Here is a 16,984-nt window from a genome sequence, read left to right on the forward strand (position 1 = left end):
GTGGCTCTGATATGGGTACGGTCCTTCCACGCCGATATTCAACTTCAGACGGGAAAAGCAGGCCGACCTTGCACCCTACCGCACCGCGAAATCACCGATGCTCACATACTGCCCGAGAGACAGCAGACAAGAAAGTGTAACGCCAAGAAACGGCGCGAGCGGGACGCCGATCTCCACGTTGATCTGGGGGTCGCGATTCCCCGGTAGAACATCTGGTAGATGTCACCGCTAGGCCTTCTACGCTGACCCGCGCCATGAAGCCTCCTCGCAGGATCTTCTTGTGTGACCCGTACACTCCCCGTACCCTTGGTACATCTTGTCCGTACTAATTGTACGCACCCTTCCGCACCCAGACCTCCCGCATAGAGAGAAGATTCGCCAATGGCAGCCGAATCGCTTCCCAAGTCCCGCATCCCCCTCTTCGACGGCATGAACCGCATCCCCGGCGGACTCATGCTCATCCCCCTGATCCTCGGCTCGATCGTCGGAACGTTCACCCCCGGCTTCCTCGAACTCGGCAGCTTCACCACAGCCCTGTTCGCCGAGTCGGCCCTTCCCCTCATCGCCGTCCTGATCTTCGCCACCGGCATGCAGATCACCGCGAAGGCGTCAGGCCCCGTGCTCGCGACCACCGGCGTCGTCCTGCTGTTCAAGACAATCATCCCCGCCGCCCTCGTCGCAGGCCTCGGCCTCGTCGTCGGCATCGACGGCATCCTCGGCATCTCGATCCTCGCCCTGCTGGCCAGCTTCGACAACAGCAACGGCGGCCTCTGGCTCGCCTTCACCGGCCGCTACGGCGACTACCGCGACCGCGGCGCCTACATGGCCTCCGCCATCAACGACGGCCCGTTCTTCACGCTCCTCTTCCTCGGTATTTCGGGCCTCGGCAACATCCCGTTCCTCACCCTCCTCGCCGCCGTCATCCCGCTGGCTCTCGGCTTCATCGTCGGCAACCTCGACGCGAAGTGGACCGAGGTCATGCGACCCGTGCCGAACATCGTCATCCCGTTCTTCGCCTTCGCCCTCGGCACCGGCATCGACCTCCGCAACGTCATCACCGGCGGCCTCAGCGGTATCTTCGTCGGCATCGCCGCCACCCTGATGACCGGCACCCTCGTCTACTTCGGCTACCGCTTCATTCTTCGCCGCGGCGCCAAGTCGGGCATCGGCATCGCTTCCGCGACGACGGCGGGCAACTCCATCGCTACGCCGGCCATCGTCGCCGCAGCCGACCCGACCTTCGCCCCGTTCGTCGAGGTCGCGACGGCCCAAGTCGCCTCCGCCGTCCTGGTCACCGCGATCTTCGCGCCGCTCCTCGCCACCTGGGTGCTCAAGCGCCAGGGCGGTCTGGACACGGACGACGCCGCGCAGGTGGTCCCCACCTCCGCCTCCGACCTCCCGCCCGCCGGCAACCCGTCCGCACCCGCCACCCTGTCGCGCGGAACCGGACAGGACGGCGACGCGTGACCGCAGCACGGCACGCGCCGATCGTCGGCATCGCGGCCGACGACGTCACCGGCGCCACCGACTCCGTGGTCCAGTTCTCCCGCGCCGGCTGGTCCTCCCGCCTGCTGCTCGGCGAACTGCTCCCGACGTCAGCAGTGCCGGGCGGCGCCCTGGCCATGAACTCCGATGCCCGGGCCATGGACACGGCGAGCGCCCGGACGGCGACGGCCGGTGCGGTGGCCGACCTGGCCACCGCCGGAGCCGACCGCCTGTACCTGAAGATCGACTCCACCATGCGCGGGAGCGTCCCGGCGCAGGTGGCCGGCGCCATCGACGCGTGGCAAGAGCAGCACCCCGGCTGCTTCGCCGTCGTGTGCCCGGCGTACCCGGCAATGGGACGGACCGTAGAGGACGGCCTGCTGCGCGTACACGGCGGGCCGGTCGAGGACTCCCCCGCGGGCCGCGACCCGGTCACCCCGGTGACCACGAGTAACTTTTCGCAGCTCCTGCCGGGGACGACCACGGTCACCCTGAGCGGCATCCCCGAGCAGGACGCACGGGCGCTGCGGGAGGCGGCGAACGGGCGAGTCGTCGTGGTGAACGCCGCGACCGACAGCGACCTCCGCACTCTCGCTGCAGCGCTCGTCGTCGCCGGCCCGACGGCGATACCCGCCGGGTCCGCCGGACTCGCCACCTCGATGGTCGCGGCCTGGGCGGACGCCGGGGCAGTACACACCGCGTCAGAACCTGCGCCTACCGCGCCGGGGCAGCGGATCGTCGTCGTCGTCAGCTCGCTGCACGACGTCGCCCGCGCCCAGACCGACCATCTGCGCAAGCAGCTGGATCCCGCCGACGTGCACGTGCTCCAGCCCGACGCCGCCCTGCTCGACCAGCCGGACCGGCTCGCCCAGTGGGCCGCCGGGGAACTGGCAGCACCCGCCACGCTGCCGCGCGTCGTCGTCATCCTCTCCCCCGAGGCCACCGCTGACGCCGGACTTCCTTTGAGCGGGGCGGAGATCGCCCGCAGCCTCGCCTCGGTGGTCCAGCAGACGCTCGATGTCACCGAGGTCGGCGCCCTCGTGCTGGTCGGCGGCGACGGTGCCCGGGCCGTCCTCGACGCGTCCCGTGCCCAGGCGTTGCGCATCACCGGTGCCATCCAGGAAGGCATCCCGGTCGGCGTCGTCGAAGGAGGCACCGCCGCCGGGACGATCGTCGTCACCAAGGCCGGCGGCTTCGGCCCCGTCCACGCCCTGACCGACACCATCACCGAACTCGCTCGAACCCTCACACATACCCCCGCCCACGCACTGGAGGCATCCTCATGAGCATCCCCACCCTCGCCGTCACCCTTGGCGACGTCGCCGGCATCGGACCGGAGATCACCGCCAAGTCCCTCCTCGGCCACGACGACCTCCGGCAGGAGTGCGTGCCCGTTGTCATCGGCGACGAGGCCGCCATGCGCCAGGGCGTGAAGAACGTGGGCGGGGACCCGGAGACGGTCCGCGTCCTGGACTCGATCGAGGACGCCATGAACAAGCCCGGCGTCATCGAACTCCTGCAGACCGGACCATCCTTGGCCGACGTGAAGCTCGGCGAACTGAGCCCCGCGGCGGGCGACGGCTCCTACCGTTTCGTCGTCGAGGCCTGCCGCCTCGCCCGCGAGGGCAGGGTGCAGGGCATCGTCACCGCGCCGCTCAATAAGGCCGCGATGCACGCCGGCGGGCACAAGTGGCCCGGCCACACGGAGTTGCTCGCGCACGAGTTCGGGGTGGAGAACTTCAGCCTCGTCCTCTCCGCGGGCGACCTCTACTTCTTCCACCTCACGACGCACGTCTCGCTGCGCCAGGCCATCGAGGACGTGACGCCGCAGCGCACCACCAACGTGATCGAACTCGTCAGCGCGTTCACGAAGGCACTCGGCAACCCGGACGAGCCCATCGGCCTCGCCGGCCTGAACCCGCACGCCGGCGAGAACCGCCTGTTCGGCGACGAGGACGCGGACATCCTCGCCCCCGCCGTCGCCGCCGCCCGTGAAAAGGGCATCAACGTGCACGGCCCCATCCCCGCGGACGCGCTCATCCCCGCCGCGGTCAAGGGCAAGTGGAACATGGTCATCGCCTGCTACCACGACCAGGGCCACGCACCCTTCAAGGCGGTCTACGGCGACGACGGCGTGAACATCACCGTCGGCCTGCCCGTCGTGCGCGTCTCAGTGGACCACGGGACGGCGTTCGACATCGCCGGCCAGGGCATCGCCCGCGAGACGAGCCTCGTGCTGTCCATGCGCCGAGCCGCTGCGCTGGCGCCGGGCTGGGACCACGTCTGGCAGACCGCGCAGAAGAAGTAGGAACGGACGGGGACCCGGGGCGGAACAGGCCATAATGACTGGAATGAAGACGCCTGATGCCCCGGGACGCCCGCTCGACGCCGACAGCGGCGAACCGCTGCATCTGCAGGTCCGCGGGCACCTGCGGGCGCAGATCATGAACCACTCCCTGCCGCCGGGCACGTCGCTGCCCAGTGAGGCGCAACTGCAGGTGCGGTACGGCGTCTCCCGGTCCGTCGTCCGGCAGGCCCTCGGCGCCCTCGCGGCGGAGGGCCTCATCGAACGGGGCCGCGGACGCGGCAGCACCGTGGCCCCACGGCGGGAACACCACCGGCTCGTGCACCGCACATCGGGACTCTCGGCGCAGCTCGGGAGCACCGGGGCGAGCGTCGGCACAGAGGTGCTCTCGCTGACCGTGCGGGACGCCGATGCGTCCACCGAGGTCCTCGGAACCGAGCAAGTGCTCGCGCTCGAACGGCTGCGGACAGCCGACGGCGTCCCGATCGCCGTCATCCACACCTGGCTCCCGGTCCCGGCGTTCTCCACGCTGACCGCCGAGGATCTGCATGACGCGTCCCTCCATGCCGTACTGGGCGAGAAGTTCGGAGTGCAGATCGCCTCCGGGAGACGGCAGATCCGGGCAGTTGCCGGTGATCAGGACCTGCTGCGGCTGCTGGAGCTGGAGGCGTCGTCGCCCGTGCTCCTGCTGGAGGGTACTAGCTTCGACCAGGACGGGCGACCGGTGGAGGTCTTCTCGACGTGGCACCACCCGGACCACGTGGTCTTCGACATCGACATCCAGAGGGACGCCTCGGCACCGGCCGTGCCGAGCGGTCCGGCGCTGTCGTCCGGGGCCGCCGATCCGGTCGCCGACCGCGCCCGTCAGCTCGGCGCTGAACTGCTGCGCTTCGCCGATCAGCTGTCCGACGCGGGCCACTGACGCGACGGACCCCTCCCGCACCGGCAAGGCGCTCGAGAATCGAGCGTCTTCGGTTACTCGCGGCACCTGTCGGAAACCCGCCAGGCAGCCGCCGATGGTGCAGCAGTGTGCAGGACCAGCCCAGCCGTAGATACAGGATTTGCCTGACGCCTGAAGGACACCCGGCTCCGTAGCCCCGTCCGCATGAACCTTCCCGTGATCGCCGGAACCATCTCGACCGTGCTGTTCGCCCTGTCGACGCTGCCGATGCTGCTCAAGGCCGTGCGCACCCGCAACATGGAGTCCTACAGCCTGGGGCACATGGCACATGGCACTCAGCAACTTGGCCAACGTGGTCCACTCGGTGTACGTGTTCAGCTTGCCGCCGGGGCCCATCTGGATGCTCCACGCGTTCTACGGTGTGGCGTCGGCCCTCATGCTCATCTGGTACCTGCGCTTCTCGAAGACGCCACGGGAGGCCGACGGCACCGACGTCGTCGCAAGCCCACGCGCCACCGACGACGCCGTGACGGCCGGCGGTCGGCGCGACGCCTGACGCGCGGACGGCCGGGCGGAAACCCCGGCCGTCCGGTCGACCGGCCGTGGTGCGGCGGGCCGGCAGGACTACCCTTGGGCCCTGATGAGGACCGAGGAGCTGACCGAACTCCTGAGCACCGGGCCGGCAGCCCACGCCCGGGGCGAATGGCGTGCCGCATTCGACGCCCTGAGCGCCGCCGACGCCTCCACTCCCCTGGACGTCGACGACCTCGAACTGCTCGGCAGCGCCGCGCGGTGGAGCGGCAACGTGAGGGAGAACTGCGAGGTCTCGGAGCGGGTCTTCCAGCACCACTGCGAGAGCCAGTCCCTGGAGCGGGCCGCAATGAAGGCGCTCGAACTCGGACTCCTCTGGGTGAATCGGGGAGACCTGGCCGTCGGCTCTGGGTGGATCAGCCGGGCCCGGCGAATCCTCCGGGACCTGCCCGAAAGCCCGGCCCACGGATATCTCCACTATCTGGAGGCCGTTCTGGAACTGGACTTTTCGGGCACCTCCCCGCCGTCGTCGTACGCCCCACGGCTCCGCGCGATGAGCGAGCACTTCGCCGGCCCCGCCCTGATGTCCCTCGGGCTCGTCCTGTCCGGACTCGCCGACGTGCGCAGCGGCGAGACAGCGCGCGGCTTCGCCGAGCTGGACGAGGCGATGCTGCCGGGGTTCGCTAACCGGATCGCTCTGGAGTGGGTGGGCGACATCTACTGCATGGTGATCCACGTGTGGCACGAACTCGCCGACTACCGCCGCATGCAGGCCTGGACTGCGCCCACAGGGATGCCACGGGGGGCGCACCCCGGCACACGGTAGAAGGGTCCGGACGAGCACCTCCGCCTGCGGAGTCAGGAGCCGACGGGTGCGCCCAAGGTGTCGGCCATCTCCCACCAGAGCCGGTTCACCTCGACGTACCGGTCGGTGGGGTCGAACGGCTTCGCCCACGGCTTGTCGATGATGTAGTGGATGTTCTTCACCGACGCCACGTCCCAGACCGACGGGTGCTGGTGCTGCAGGGTCTTCAGCGCGTTGTACACGTAGGGCAGCGGACGCCAGCGGTCGCGGTAGAACTCGTTGAGGAAGTCCTGCTCTGCGAACGGGTAGTGCGACAGGTCGTCCACGCCTGCCAGCCGCCCCACCATGTCGGCGAGGACGGCCTCGTCGGGCGACAGCACGAGGAAGCCGCCGTTCAGGTAGTTGTCCATCGCCCCCGGTTCTGTGACGTGGTCTCCGCCCCTGCAGTGGGTGTAGAAGCAGGTCTCGGGTGTCCAGCTCGGCGGATAGCTCGCGATCCGGTTGGGGTTGCACCGGCAGGCGTGGCAGGCGGCGATGGCGCCGTCGGCCAGTTCCAGCGAGAACAGCTCGTCCATGTTCCGGGTCACCAGCATGTCGGCATCCAGGAAGACGACGCGCTCGAATTCGGTAAGGCCCCAGACGGCCAGCTTGGTCCACACTTCCGCGAACCGGGAGTTGGCGTAGCTGTCCGCCGACCCCCCAGACGGGCGCAACGGTGCCACGTCGCGCAGGAGGCACCCGTCGTCCTGCAGGAGGCGCCGGGCCTGCTCGTCGATCCCCTCGGTCACCATGACCACGAGGGGGGCGGTGCTGCCGGAGGCCGCGAGCGAGGCACGCAGCGTCCGGACCCCGATCAGGTAGTCGGGTTGAGTCAGCAAGGTCACCCAGGCGTTCATCGGTGGTGTTCCTGTCCTAGTGGGCGGGTCGGGTCAGTCGAGGAGCGCATCGGTGAAGGCATTTGCGAACCTGTGCTCCGGGTCCAGCGTCTCGCGCACCCGGCGGAAGGCTTCCCACTGGGGGTAGAGCGCCGGCCAGTCGTAGAGGGACTCGTCGAAGTACTTGCCCCAGTGGGGCCTGCCACCCTCCTCGGCCAGGGCCCGTTCCACGGCCCGGAGGAAGCTGCTTCCTTCCTCGGACAGCGAACCGTCCGCCGCGTAGTAGACCACGAAGCCGAAGTAGCAGGTGTCCTGGCCGTTGGACGGGCTCAGCCATCCCTCGGACGCGCCGGTACAGCGCAGGATCACGGGGTAGTGCATGCGGGGACGCGTCTCCGCATGCCAGTCCTTGATCTTCCTGATCACCGCTCCGGCCTGCGCGAGCGGGATGCCGATCTCGACGTTGATCTGGGGGGTCGCGATCCCCTTGCAGAACACCTGGTAGATGTCACCCGTGACGTCGGTGAAGTCCCGGAAGCGCGACACCGTGCGGAGCGACTTGCCGTTGTCGGCGACGCCCTTGCTGTCGTCGCGGAGGTGCTGCAGCGTTGCCTCGATCGTGCTGTTCATGGACGTATCGGTCGTCGCGTACTCCACGAGCTGACTGCCGCCGGCCCGGTACCGCGACACCTCGTCGTCGGACGCCTCGTTGGCGGTCCACACCTGGACCTGGTTCTCCTGCGGGAACCACCACGCCTTGACCAGGATGTTTTCCCGATTCCAGGTTTCCAGGTCCGTCTCGAGCGTGCCGGCGTCGACGGCCTTCTTGACGCAGGTGTAGATCATCGACTCCCGTGCGCGCAACGTCACTGCGGTGATCACGCCCAGTGAGCCGAGGCCGAGCTGGACCGCGGGGAAGTCCGCGTGGTCATGGTCGAACTCCGCGACCGTGCCGTCGGCCAGCACCATCCGGATCGCCAGCGCGGCGCCGGCGATCGAGCTCTGCTGCAGGCCTTGACCGTGGGTTCCGGTGGACAGGGCACCGGCCAGCGTCTGCTCGGCGATCACCCCGGGTGAGGCGTCCAGCATCTGCCCCCGCGCCGTGAGGAACGCGTACACCTCGGCCAGGGAGGTCGAGCCGGCGAAGGTGGCGGTGTCCTCGGTGCTGGAGATGAGGCCGCTCAGCCTGCTCAGGTCCAGGAGCGTGCCGGCCCCGTCCGCGACCTCGATCATCCTGCCGGGCGACATCCGGCTCCCGATCATCCGGACCCGGCCGTCACTGGTGGACAGGAAGTCGCACAGCTCCGCCTCGGTGGCTGGAGCGACGACCGAGCCGGGCAGGCCCAGCCGGGAGTTCCTGGCCCAGTTGCGGAGCCGGGTGTCCTCGCCGGTGAGCTCCGGCTCCTGGTGGGGGTAGGTGAGCTGTGTGATGGCCATGACGCGTCTCCTGTAGAAGTTCGGTTCTGCCTTCGAAGCCGCACCAGCGGGCGCGGCTGATCCACCGGCAGAAGGTGTTCCCGCCGCCGGCAATGAATTTCTCAGTTCTGTAGAAGTCCTGTTTTGACCATAGCCCTGCCTCGTCAAGGGGATGTCTACACTGACAAAATGACTGTCGTATGCGTACCCGATTCGAATGCCCGCGATCTCCTCGGAGCCCTTCCCGACGAGGTCGAGGTGATCGTTTGGGACGGCGAGGGCGACAAGCCCGACCGACTGGCGGAGACCGTCTTCTGGGTGCCGCAGGTCGAGGACTCCACCGACCTCGCCGAGAAGTTCGCCGCCATGCCGAAGCTCGAGGTCACCCAGCTGACGAGTGCCGGCGTCGAGGACATCCTCGAGCACGTCCCGGACGGCGTGACCCTCTGCAGCGCGCGCGGCGTGCACGGCCCGGCGGTCGCCGAGCTGGTCCTGGCCGTCGTCCTGGCGACGCTGCGCCGGCTGCCGCACTTCGGTGAGGCGCAGCGACAGGGCCGGTGGGACCCGTTGGAGGCCGACGACCTGCGCGACAAGCGCGTCCTGATCATCGGCGCCGGTGACCTCGGAGAGCAGACCGCCCGCCGCCTGCGGAGCTTCGATGCCGTTCCCGTGCTCGTGGCGCACACGGCACGGGAGGGCATCCACGCCACCTCGGAACTGCCGGACCTGCTGCCCGGGGCCGACGTGGTGGTGCTGACCGTTCCGCTCACGCCCGACACGACGGGTCTCGTGGACGCCGAGTTCCTGTCCCGGATGCCCGACGGCGCCCTGCTGGTCAACGTGGCGCGCGGCAAGGTCGTCGACACCTCGGCACTGCTCGCAGAACTGACGTCCGGCCGGCTGCGCGCCGCTCTGGACGTGATGGAGCCGGAGCCCCTGCCCGCCGACCACCCGTTGTGGAACGCGCCGAACCTCATCATCACCCCGCACGCCGCCGGCTCCATTGCGCAGTCCGGCCCACGAGCTTTCGCGCTGGTCAACGCGCAGGTGCGCCGCTACGTGGCCGGCGAGGACCTCGTCAACGTCGTGAAGGGAGCCCACTGAGTCCTCAGGCATACGCCGTGAAGTTCGGGCCGAGGGTGTCGAGCCAGGCGACCGGATGCACGGCCACGGCGTCGGCGCCGGGCCGGGCCCACACGGCCGCGACCGCCTCCTGCAGCGCCGCCCCGGTCCGGGAGAACGGGTAGCGGTCGAGCACCCAGCGGCGGTTCGCCGCACGGACCGGCGCCAGGGCGTCGAGGTCCTGGATCAGGTCCGCCACCTGGTCGCGGATCAGCAGCGGTCGCTGGTCCGGGACCCGCCACGCGCCGGGTGCCTCGAACAGTTCGTGACCGCCACCGCCGTCGTACCCGACCACGAGGCAGCCCGACGCCAGCGCCTCGGCGACCGGCAGACCGAAGCTCTCGGTGTGCCCGAGGGCTACGAAGACCGCCGAGCCCGCCAGGGTGGCGGCCACCTCCGCCCGCGGGGCCTGGACAAGTTCCACCAGCTCCACCCCCGAGAGCCGCGGCTCGTCGGCCAGCAGCCGCTTCAGCAGTGAGGCCTCCCGCGGCCGCTTCTTGGGGAACCAGCTCACCCGGAGCTGCCCGGCGGCGTCGGGGGCGAACAGCTCGCCGTCGACCGGGTTGGGCACCACGCTCACCGGCAGGCCGGGCAGCACGGCGGACAGCACGTCGCGGCTCTCCTCGGACACCACCCAGATCGCGGGCGCCGGCGACCATCCCGGGAAATCCTCACCGGGGGCGCCGGCGGCGAAGGTGTAGAAGTGGTTCTGGTTGAAGATGACCTTGCGGGCTCCGGGTGCCGGATCGCGGCCCTGGACGGTCGGTGTCTCCGGCAGCACCAGGAGGTCGTCGGCGCCGATCGCAGTGGTGGCGCCGAACACCATCGGCACGTCGTCGGCGATCCAGTCGGTGCGGTCGTCCGGGTCGGGCAGCCACAACCAGGCCTCCAGGCCGCGCTCACGCAGCAGTCGGACGTGCTGGGTCATCACGTGCACGCCGCCGCTGTGGTGGCGGGTGGCGAAACCCGCGTAGACGATCCGCCCCGGAGACCGTCCGGGAGTGTTCACCATGCTGGAGCCGTCAGGTACCAGGACGCGCCGCTCCCGGTGTTGTGGGCAGGGAATGAGTCCGGGCCGAGCCCGACGTCGGCCCGCCACCCGTCGCCCCACTTGGCGTCCAGACCGTGGAGGATCTCCGCCCGGTTGCCCTCGGAGGTCTGACCGGTCCGGTTCATCGTCTGCCGCCGGAGGTGCGAGACGTAGGCGCCCTCCGTGACCACGCACCGCAGGCCGGCCGCCCGCGCGCGGATCGCCAGGTCGATGTCCGCGCCGTAGCCGTGCCGCGGGAAGGTGACCTCGTCCAGACCCCCCAGCTCGACGACGGAGGGCACCGCGAACGCTATGGCGGTCCCGTCACAGAAGTCGACGTCGCGCAGCACGTCACGCGGGACGTACTCCGCAGCGGTGCTCGGGATCGCATGGGCTCGCTGGTGGAGCCAGAAATCGTCGTAGCAGGCCGCCGCGAGCGCGATGTCGTCCGCGGTCGAGAAGGGCGCGAGCAATCCGTCGAGGAACCCGGGCGACAGCCGGATGTCGTTGTTCAGCACCACGCAGACCGCATGGCCATCGCGCGACGCCGTCTGCAGGGCCCAGTTGGCGGCGCCGATCCACCGCAGGTTGCGCCCCGGGCGGTGGACCTCGATGCGCCCCTCAGGCAACACGTAGTCACCGGCGTTGTCGACCACCACGATGCGCAGGGCCGGATCGAGGTCGCTCCCGTCGCGGCACAGGTCACGCACCACCGCATCGGTCAGCTCCGGCGAACCGAAGGCGGGGATGACCACCAGTGCCGATGCGGCGGTCGTCGAGGGGGTCACTGCTCCGCGCGGGCGGCGCGGCCCCCGCGGTCACCGCTCAAGGTGATGATCAACATCGGTTCCCGTCAGGTCAGGTGGACGTGTTCCACGGCAGCGAAGACTACGAAGTAGTTCTGCCAGGCCCAGCGAAAGGATGGCTCTTTCTTGTGTGATGTGCCCCACGCGGCCTGAGGTAGCTGCTCGTCCGACCGGACCGGCTCGCGCGACGGGCCGCGGAGGAACTCGAGCTCCCGGAATCCCTGCCGTGGGTCGTCGTCACCGTCTCCCCGGAGGCGGTCGGCGGCTCCGAGACCCTCAGCGGTGCCGCCGCCGCCCGCGCAAACGGCATCGACGTGCTCGGCACCCTCGGCCTCTAGGATCGGAACCATGACAAGCGATGAAGACCTCGACCCGCCCGTACCCAGCTACCTCGACGGCATCGAGCTCAAGCGGGTCCACGACGGGAAGGTCATCGAGGAACACGACGACGACGGCTCGTCGCCGTCGGACGGCGCCGACACGTAGTTCCGGTCGACACATGACGAAGGGCGGGACGTGGGTCCCGCCCTCTGTCGCACCAGGCAACACGAAACTGTCGCGGATCCGCGGGCCGAGGAAATCCCGTTCGGGGAAGAAGCCGGGGACGGTCTCGCTCGAGATGTAGACGAAGCGTTCGACGCCGAAACGGATGGCCGCTTCGAGGACGGTGAACGTCGCCATCAGGTTGGTCCGCAAGACCACGTGGGGCGGGTTACCGGTCGGCTGCGCCGTGTGCTCCGGTGACCAGGGCTTTCATGAGCCCTCGTTGAGTGGTGCGGGTGGGACGGATCGATCGGAGGGGACATGGCGATCGACCGAGCCTTCCTCGCCACGTGGTGTGGGCGACGGCCGTGACGATCATCAGGCCAGAGATGGCCTCTGAAAGCGTGACCTCACCGATACCCGACGTCCCGGTCATCCGCCCAACGCGCGACGGAGTCAGTCTCGCAGTAGCTCACGCACCGCAGCCATGATCTGTGCAGTCTCGGCCGCGCGGATGCCGGGCCGCCCCGCTAGGTGACCGAGGTCCGACACCAGCGGACGCAGCTCCCCGTGCTGCAGGAGCTCCACCTCCCGCTCGCTGTCGGCCTGCGGGAAGTACAGGTCGGTGCTGCCCGGCATCACGACGGCCCGTGCCGTGATGCTGCCGATCGCGCCCGCGAACCCGCCCGGGTGGTGCTTCCCGACGTCGGCCCGTTGCCAGGTGCCGAGCATGGCGAGGAGGTCGTTCGCGTCCTCGAGCTCATGATCGGTGGCCCAGCCCTGAACCAGCGCGTCCACCGACGCGTACCCGAGCTCCCGGTACATCCCTTCACGGAAGAAGGCCTGCGAGTACGCCCACCCCGCGTAGACCGTGCCGAACGCGCGGAGCCCCTGCACCGGCGGTGCGGTGTAGCGACCCGCCCGGAAGGCCGGATCGGCCAGCAGCGCCGACTTCACGCCCTCGAGGAAGACGACATTGTGCGGTGAGCACCGTGCCGCTCCGGCGATCGGCAGGATCGCCTCCACCAGCTCCGGGTACCGGGCGGCCCACTCGTACGCCTGCAGCGCACCCATGGACCAGCCCGCGATCAGCCTGATCCGCTGCACCCCGAGATGGGTGAGGAGCCGGTGCTGCGCGATCACGTTGTCGGCGATGTCCACTTCGGGGAACGCCGCCCCCGCGATGTCCGGGTGGGCGTTCGAGGGCGACGTCGACACCCCGTTCCCGAAGAGGTTCACCGCGACGATGAACCATTCCGCCGGGTCGAACAGTCGTCCCGGCCCGATCCACGGTTCGTAGCTGGAGGACGTGCCGGTGTAGTAGGACGGCAGCAGGATGCAGTTGCCGCCGTCGTCGTCGAGCTCGCCGTGGGTCTCATAGGCGAGATGTGCCGAGGGCAGGTCCGCGCCGGAGATGAGCCCGAACCTGCCGAGGTCGACGTCGGAGCGCATGGGGCTCAGAAGAACTTCAGGTAGCGCTTGGTCTCCCACTCGGAGACGTGGGCCTGGTATTCGTCCCATTCCTGGCTCTTGTAGTCGATGTACGCGTTGTACATCTTCTCGCCGAACACCTCGCGGGAGAGACTGTCGGCCGCGAACTCCTCGATGGCCTCCCCCAGGCTGCGCGGCAGCAGTCCCAGGCCGTTGGAGATGATCTCGGCCTCGGTGTAGTTGTACATGTTCTCAGTGTGCGGCTCCCCCGGGTCGAGATTCTCGCGGATGCCCTGAAGACCTGCGGCAAGGATGATGGCGGCACCGAGGTAGGGGTTGCCACTGATGTCGGCCGCCCGGCACTCGACCCGGCCTCCGACGAGGGGCACCCTGATCATGTTCGTGCGGTTGTTGTTGCCGTAGCTGACGAAGACGGGGGCCCAGGTGGACCCGGACATGCTGCCCTTGCGGACCAGCCGCTTGTAGCTGTTGACCGTCGGGGCGATGACGGCGCAGATCGCGGGGGCATGCTTGAGCACGCCGGCGATGAACTGGTACCCGAGTTCGGAGATACCGCAGCCGCGGGGATCGTCGTCCGTCTCGAAGAGATTCACGCCCGTCTCGATGTCCGCGAGGGACATGTTGAAGTGCGCGCCGGATCCGCTGCGGTCGGCGAACGGCTTGGGCATGAACGTGGCGAAGTAACCATGCTTGCGGACCATCTCGTTGGCCATCAGCCGGAAGAAGACGGCACGGTCGGCCATGGTGAGCGCGTCGGCGTACTTGAAGTCGATCTCGAACTGGCCTTGGGCGTCCTCGTGGTCGAAGGAGTAGACGCCCCAGCCCATCTCGTTCATCGCCTCCACCATCTCGGTGAGCCACTCGAAGTTGTCGAGTGCCGCGGGAGCCGTGTAGCAGGGCTTGCTCAGGTTGTCCCGGTCGCTGACCTCGACCGGCCCCTCGGGGGTGTCCTTGAGGACGAAGAACTCGGTCTCGATACCCAGGTTGAAGGTGAACCCGAGCTCCTTGGCAGCCTCGAGCTGGCGCTTGAGGATGTTCCGCGACGCCGCCTCGAACGGCTTGCCCTCGTGGTACAGGTCGCTGGAGAAGTACGCGACCTCCTTGCGCCAGGGCAACTGCACGGCGCTGTCGAGGTCCGGCCGGGCCGAGAGCTCCTCGTCGCTGATGTCCTGCGGCAGACCGTCGAGTGCTGCCCCGGTGAAGAGTTCCGACCCGGCGGCCATCTGCGGCAGGTGGGACAGGGGCACGAACTTCGTCTTGATGTTGCCGTGCAGGTCCACGAAGCTCGACATCGCGTACTTGACGCCTGCCTCCTGCAGCTTGCGCTGCACGGTCTCGACGGCTGCTTCTGCTGTGGTGACACTCATGTCGATCTCCTGTTCTTTTCAGCGGCGCCTGACCGCTGTTTCGATAACCTATAGAAAGTCTCGGTGGGCTCAATTTCGATACCATGTCGAAAGTGTTACGAGGCGGTAAAACCCGCCCTGCCCCTGCCTGGCTGGCACTTTCGGGACAGGACCCACCGCTAGGCTTCAGGCGGACCGACAGGAGGAGCGGGAATGGGATCAGGAAAACCGGCGGGGTCGACGGCGGGGCGGCCGAGGCTCAGTGGCGCCGCCGGCGGCTCCCCCCGCCAGGAGATCATCCGGGAGGCGACGGCGCTGTTCATCGCCAAGGGATACGCAGAGACCACGATGAGCGAGATCGCCCGCAGCGCCGGGCTCCGCCAGTCCTCGGTCTACTACTGGTTCGCCCGCAAGGAGCACATCCTGCAGGCCCTCCTCGAGGAGAACCGCGACTCCCTCCAACTGGCACAGGCACTGGAGCCGGCGGTGGACCCCGCGGCGGTGAGGCTCTATGCGGTACTGCATGCCGACGCCGTCCAGTTGTGCGCCTCTCCCCTGGACTTCTACGAGTTCGAGCGCGTCGCCCGCTCGCAGCCCCAGAACTTCGGCGCCTTCTTCGAGGACTACGGCGAACTGCACCGGCTCGTCTCCTCGATCATCCGGCAGGGTGTCGACTCCGGTGAGCTTCGGACCGCCGATCCGGACGCGGCCACGACCGCGGCGCTCAGTCTCAACGAGGGCCTCCAGCGCCACTACCGCCAGCCGCTCCCCGGGTTGCGCACGTACACGGCCGACGACGTCTCCGCCCTGAGCGCCGACACGACCCTCGCCTCGCTCCTCCGGACTCCGGACGCCCTTCCCGGCATCCGCACCGGGGCGGCTGCCCTGGCCGCAGTCAACAGCCGCGACGAGAGTTAATGCACCCGTAACGATATCGATATGGCATCGAAAAGGCTGGCGCCAAGCATTTAGATAGCGTATCGAAACGCTGCTTCCGCGGCTGTCGCGGAGTGCCTGCTTCTAGTCGTCATGGAGATTCGAATGGACACTGCTGCAATCGCGGGCAATACGGCGTGGGTACTGACCGCCGTCATCGCCGTCGCGCTGATGCTTCCGGGGCTCGCCCTCTTCTACGGAGGGATGGTGAGCCGCAGGACCACCATGAACATGATGCTCATGGTGCTCGGCGCCTTCTGCGTCGTCGGAGTCCTCTGGGTGGCCTTCGGCTACTCGGCGGTCTTCGGCAACTCGATCGGCGGACTCGGACTGCTGGGCAACCCGTTCGAGTACGCAGGCCTCGGGCAGCTGCTCACAGCCCCTGCCGACGCCGCCCTGCCACCCCTCGCGCTGGCCGCCCTGCATCTGATGTTCGCCGGCCTCACCGCGGGCATCGTCGCCGGTGCCGCCGCCGACCGCATGAAGTTCAGCGCCTGGCTCGTCTTCGCCGGCGTGTGGGCCGCCCTCGTGTACTTCCCCGTGGCGCACTGGGTGTTCGCCTTCGACTCGGCGGACGGCGCAGTGCAGGGTGGCTGGATCGCCAACACCCTGGGCGCCATCGACTACGCCGGAAGTACCGCCATCCACGTCAACTCGGGTGTGGCCGCTCTCGCACTGGCGCTCGTCCTGGGCAAGCGGCGCACCTGGCCGGTTCAGCCGAAGGCCCACAACCTGCCCTTCACCCTGCTGGGCGTGGGGCTCCTGTTCACCGGATGGATCGGCTTCGACGGCAGCGGCCTCGGTGCCGCCGACAACAACGCGGCGGTCGCCGTCTTCAACACGGTTGCCGCCACCTGCGCCGGGGTCTGTGTCTGGCTCCTGGTCGAGCGCCTCCGTGACGGGCACCCGACCACCCTCGGTGCCTCCTCCGGAGCGATCGCCGCGCTCGTCGCGATCACGCCGTCGTGCGGTGCCGTCACTCCGCTCGGAGCGCTGGCCATCGGTGCAGCGGCCGGCGCCGTCTGCTACTTCGCCGTATCCCTCAAGTACAGGCTGGGCTTCGACGACGCACTGGACGTCACCGCCCTGCACTTCATCGGCGGTGTCGTGGGCGGACTGCTCATCGGCCTCATCGCCACACCGGAGGCCCCGAGCGGAGCGACGGGCCTGCTCTACGGCGGCGGTTTCGAGCTCCTGGGCCGGCAGGCAGTCGCGATCCTCGCAGTCTTCGCCTACACCTTCACCGTGACCTGGGTCCTCGCCACGGTCCTCGATCGGACCATGGGTATCCGCGTCCCTGCGGAGGTCGAGGCACGTGGGCTCGACATCGCACTCCACGCTGAGAATGCCTACGAGAACGGCTCGGACAAGGCTCACTCGCCCCGCGGTCACGCCGAGCAGCTGCACCACCTGGAGAAGGCCGGCGCGGCCGCCGAGCCGGGGGTGGAGGAAGAGGTCCCACAGCACCGCCGGTAGCAGGACGCACAGGCG

The 16,984-nt window shown here is 68.9% G+C and carries 17 protein-coding genes and 1 pseudogene; 10 read left to right on the forward strand and 8 right to left on the reverse strand.

Going from position 1 to position 16,984, the window contains the following annotated elements:
- Positions 1 to 381 precede the first annotated feature (381 nt).
- From CXQ97_RS10800 to CXQ97_RS10830, 6 genes are all read left to right on the forward strand, one after another.
- A complete protein-coding gene (locus CXQ97_RS10800; RefSeq protein WP_104180883.1) occupies positions 382 to 1,467 on the forward strand; it encodes a 2-keto-3-deoxygluconate permease in 1,086 nt (361 codons plus the stop codon).
- Entirely contained in the window at positions 1,464 to 2,771 is a 1,308-nt protein-coding gene (locus tag CXQ97_RS19505; RefSeq protein ID WP_181035045.1) for a four-carbon acid sugar kinase family protein, read from the forward strand. The genes CXQ97_RS10800 and CXQ97_RS19505 overlap by 4 nt, the downstream gene beginning before the upstream one ends.
- A complete protein-coding gene (gene pdxA, locus CXQ97_RS10815) occupies positions 2,768 to 3,793 on the forward strand; it encodes a 4-hydroxythreonine-4-phosphate dehydrogenase PdxA (RefSeq protein ID WP_104180884.1) in 1,026 nt (341 codons plus the stop codon). The genes CXQ97_RS19505 and pdxA overlap by 4 nt, the downstream gene beginning before the upstream one ends.
- A 43-nt stretch (positions 3,794 to 3,836) precedes the next feature.
- Positions 3,837 to 4,712: a GntR family transcriptional regulator gene (locus CXQ97_RS10820; RefSeq protein WP_181035046.1), complete on the forward strand. Its 876-nt coding sequence runs from the start codon at positions 3,837 to 3,839 to the stop codon at positions 4,710 to 4,712.
- Positions 4,713 to 5,019: 307 nt separating this feature from the next.
- A complete protein-coding gene (locus CXQ97_RS20560) occupies positions 5,020 to 5,247 on the forward strand; it encodes a hypothetical protein (protein WP_306739855.1) in 228 nt (75 codons plus the stop codon).
- An 84-nt stretch (positions 5,248 to 5,331) separates the two neighbouring features.
- On the forward strand, positions 5,332 to 6,048 hold the full coding sequence (locus CXQ97_RS10830; protein ID WP_104180886.1) for a hypothetical protein: 717 nt from the start codon (positions 5,332 to 5,334) through the stop codon (positions 6,046 to 6,048).
- 32 nt (positions 6,049 to 6,080) lie between these two features.
- Here the strand turns inward: CXQ97_RS10830 and CXQ97_RS10835 are convergent, their stop codons facing one another.
- Positions 6,081 to 6,923, reverse strand: a complete 843-nt coding sequence (locus tag CXQ97_RS10835) for a glycosyltransferase family 8 protein (protein WP_104180887.1) — start codon at positions 6,921 to 6,923, stop codon at positions 6,081 to 6,083.
- A 33-nt stretch (positions 6,924 to 6,956) separates the two neighbouring features.
- Positions 6,957 to 8,339 (reverse strand): D-arabinono-1,4-lactone oxidase, encoded by a 1,383-nt coding sequence (locus CXQ97_RS10840; protein ID WP_104180888.1) that lies wholly within the window; start codon positions 8,337 to 8,339, stop codon positions 6,957 to 6,959.
- A gap of 168 nt (positions 8,340 to 8,507) precedes the next feature.
- On the opposite strand from CXQ97_RS10840, the gene CXQ97_RS10845 reads away from it, so the two are divergent.
- Entirely contained in the window at positions 8,508 to 9,422 is a 915-nt protein-coding gene (locus CXQ97_RS10845; protein WP_104180889.1) for a 2-hydroxyacid dehydrogenase, read from the forward strand.
- Between the two features lie 4 nt (positions 9,423 to 9,426).
- On the opposite strand, the gene CXQ97_RS10850 is transcribed toward CXQ97_RS10845, so the two are convergent.
- From CXQ97_RS10850 to CXQ97_RS19510, 3 genes are all read right to left on the reverse strand, one after another.
- Positions 9,427 to 10,452, reverse strand: coding sequence for a glycosyltransferase (locus tag CXQ97_RS10850; protein WP_104180890.1), 1,026 nt, complete (start codon positions 10,450 to 10,452; stop codon positions 9,427 to 9,429).
- Positions 10,446 to 11,258, reverse strand: coding sequence for a glycosyltransferase (locus CXQ97_RS10855; RefSeq protein ID WP_104180891.1), 813 nt, complete (start codon positions 11,256 to 11,258; stop codon positions 10,446 to 10,448). The genes CXQ97_RS10850 and CXQ97_RS10855 overlap by 7 nt, the downstream gene beginning before the upstream one ends.
- A 65-nt stretch (positions 11,259 to 11,323) precedes the next feature.
- The gene (locus CXQ97_RS19510; protein WP_146069628.1) at positions 11,324 to 11,626 is read right to left on the reverse strand and encodes a hypothetical protein; all 303 of its coding nucleotides are present in this window, start codon (positions 11,624 to 11,626) and stop codon (positions 11,324 to 11,326) included.
- On the opposite strand from CXQ97_RS19510, the gene CXQ97_RS19850 reads away from it, so the two are divergent.
- Positions 11,625 to 11,762, forward strand: coding sequence for a hypothetical protein (locus CXQ97_RS19850; RefSeq protein ID WP_181035047.1), 138 nt, complete (start codon positions 11,625 to 11,627; stop codon positions 11,760 to 11,762). The two genes, CXQ97_RS19510 and CXQ97_RS19850, sit on opposite strands and share 2 nt — an antisense overlap.
- A gap of 120 nt (positions 11,763 to 11,882) precedes the next feature.
- On the opposite strand, the pseudogene CXQ97_RS20635 reads toward CXQ97_RS19850, so the two are convergent.
- From CXQ97_RS20635 to glnT, 3 genes and pseudogenes are all read right to left on the reverse strand, one after another.
- Positions 11,883 to 11,978, reverse strand: a pseudogene (locus CXQ97_RS20635) (NAD-dependent epimerase/dehydratase family protein); the annotation flags it as partial.
- A gap of 237 nt (positions 11,979 to 12,215) precedes the next feature.
- The gene (locus tag CXQ97_RS10865) at positions 12,216 to 13,211 is read right to left on the reverse strand and encodes an alpha/beta fold hydrolase (protein WP_104180892.1); all 996 of its coding nucleotides are present in this window, start codon (positions 13,209 to 13,211) and stop codon (positions 12,216 to 12,218) included.
- A 5-nt stretch (positions 13,212 to 13,216) separates the two neighbouring features.
- A complete protein-coding gene (gene glnT, locus CXQ97_RS10870; RefSeq protein ID WP_104180893.1) occupies positions 13,217 to 14,578 on the reverse strand; it encodes a type III glutamate--ammonia ligase in 1,362 nt (453 codons plus the stop codon).
- 192 nt (positions 14,579 to 14,770) lie between these two features.
- Here glnT and CXQ97_RS10875 point away from each other — a divergent pair, with 192 nt between their 5' ends.
- A complete protein-coding gene (locus tag CXQ97_RS10875) occupies positions 14,771 to 15,475 on the forward strand; it encodes a TetR/AcrR family transcriptional regulator (protein WP_104180894.1) in 705 nt (234 codons plus the stop codon).
- Between the two features lie 123 nt (positions 15,476 to 15,598).
- Complete coding sequence (locus CXQ97_RS10880; protein WP_104180895.1) at positions 15,599 to 16,969, forward strand: ammonium transporter; 1,371 nt, start codon at positions 15,599 to 15,601, stop codon at positions 16,967 to 16,969.
- The last annotated feature ends 15 nt before the right edge of the window (positions 16,970 to 16,984 follow it).

Origin of the sequence: Arthrobacter sp. B0490, from assembly GCF_002929355.1 — a bacterium.
Taxonomy (GTDB): Bacteria; Actinomycetota; Actinomycetes; order Actinomycetales; family Micrococcaceae; genus Arthrobacter_D.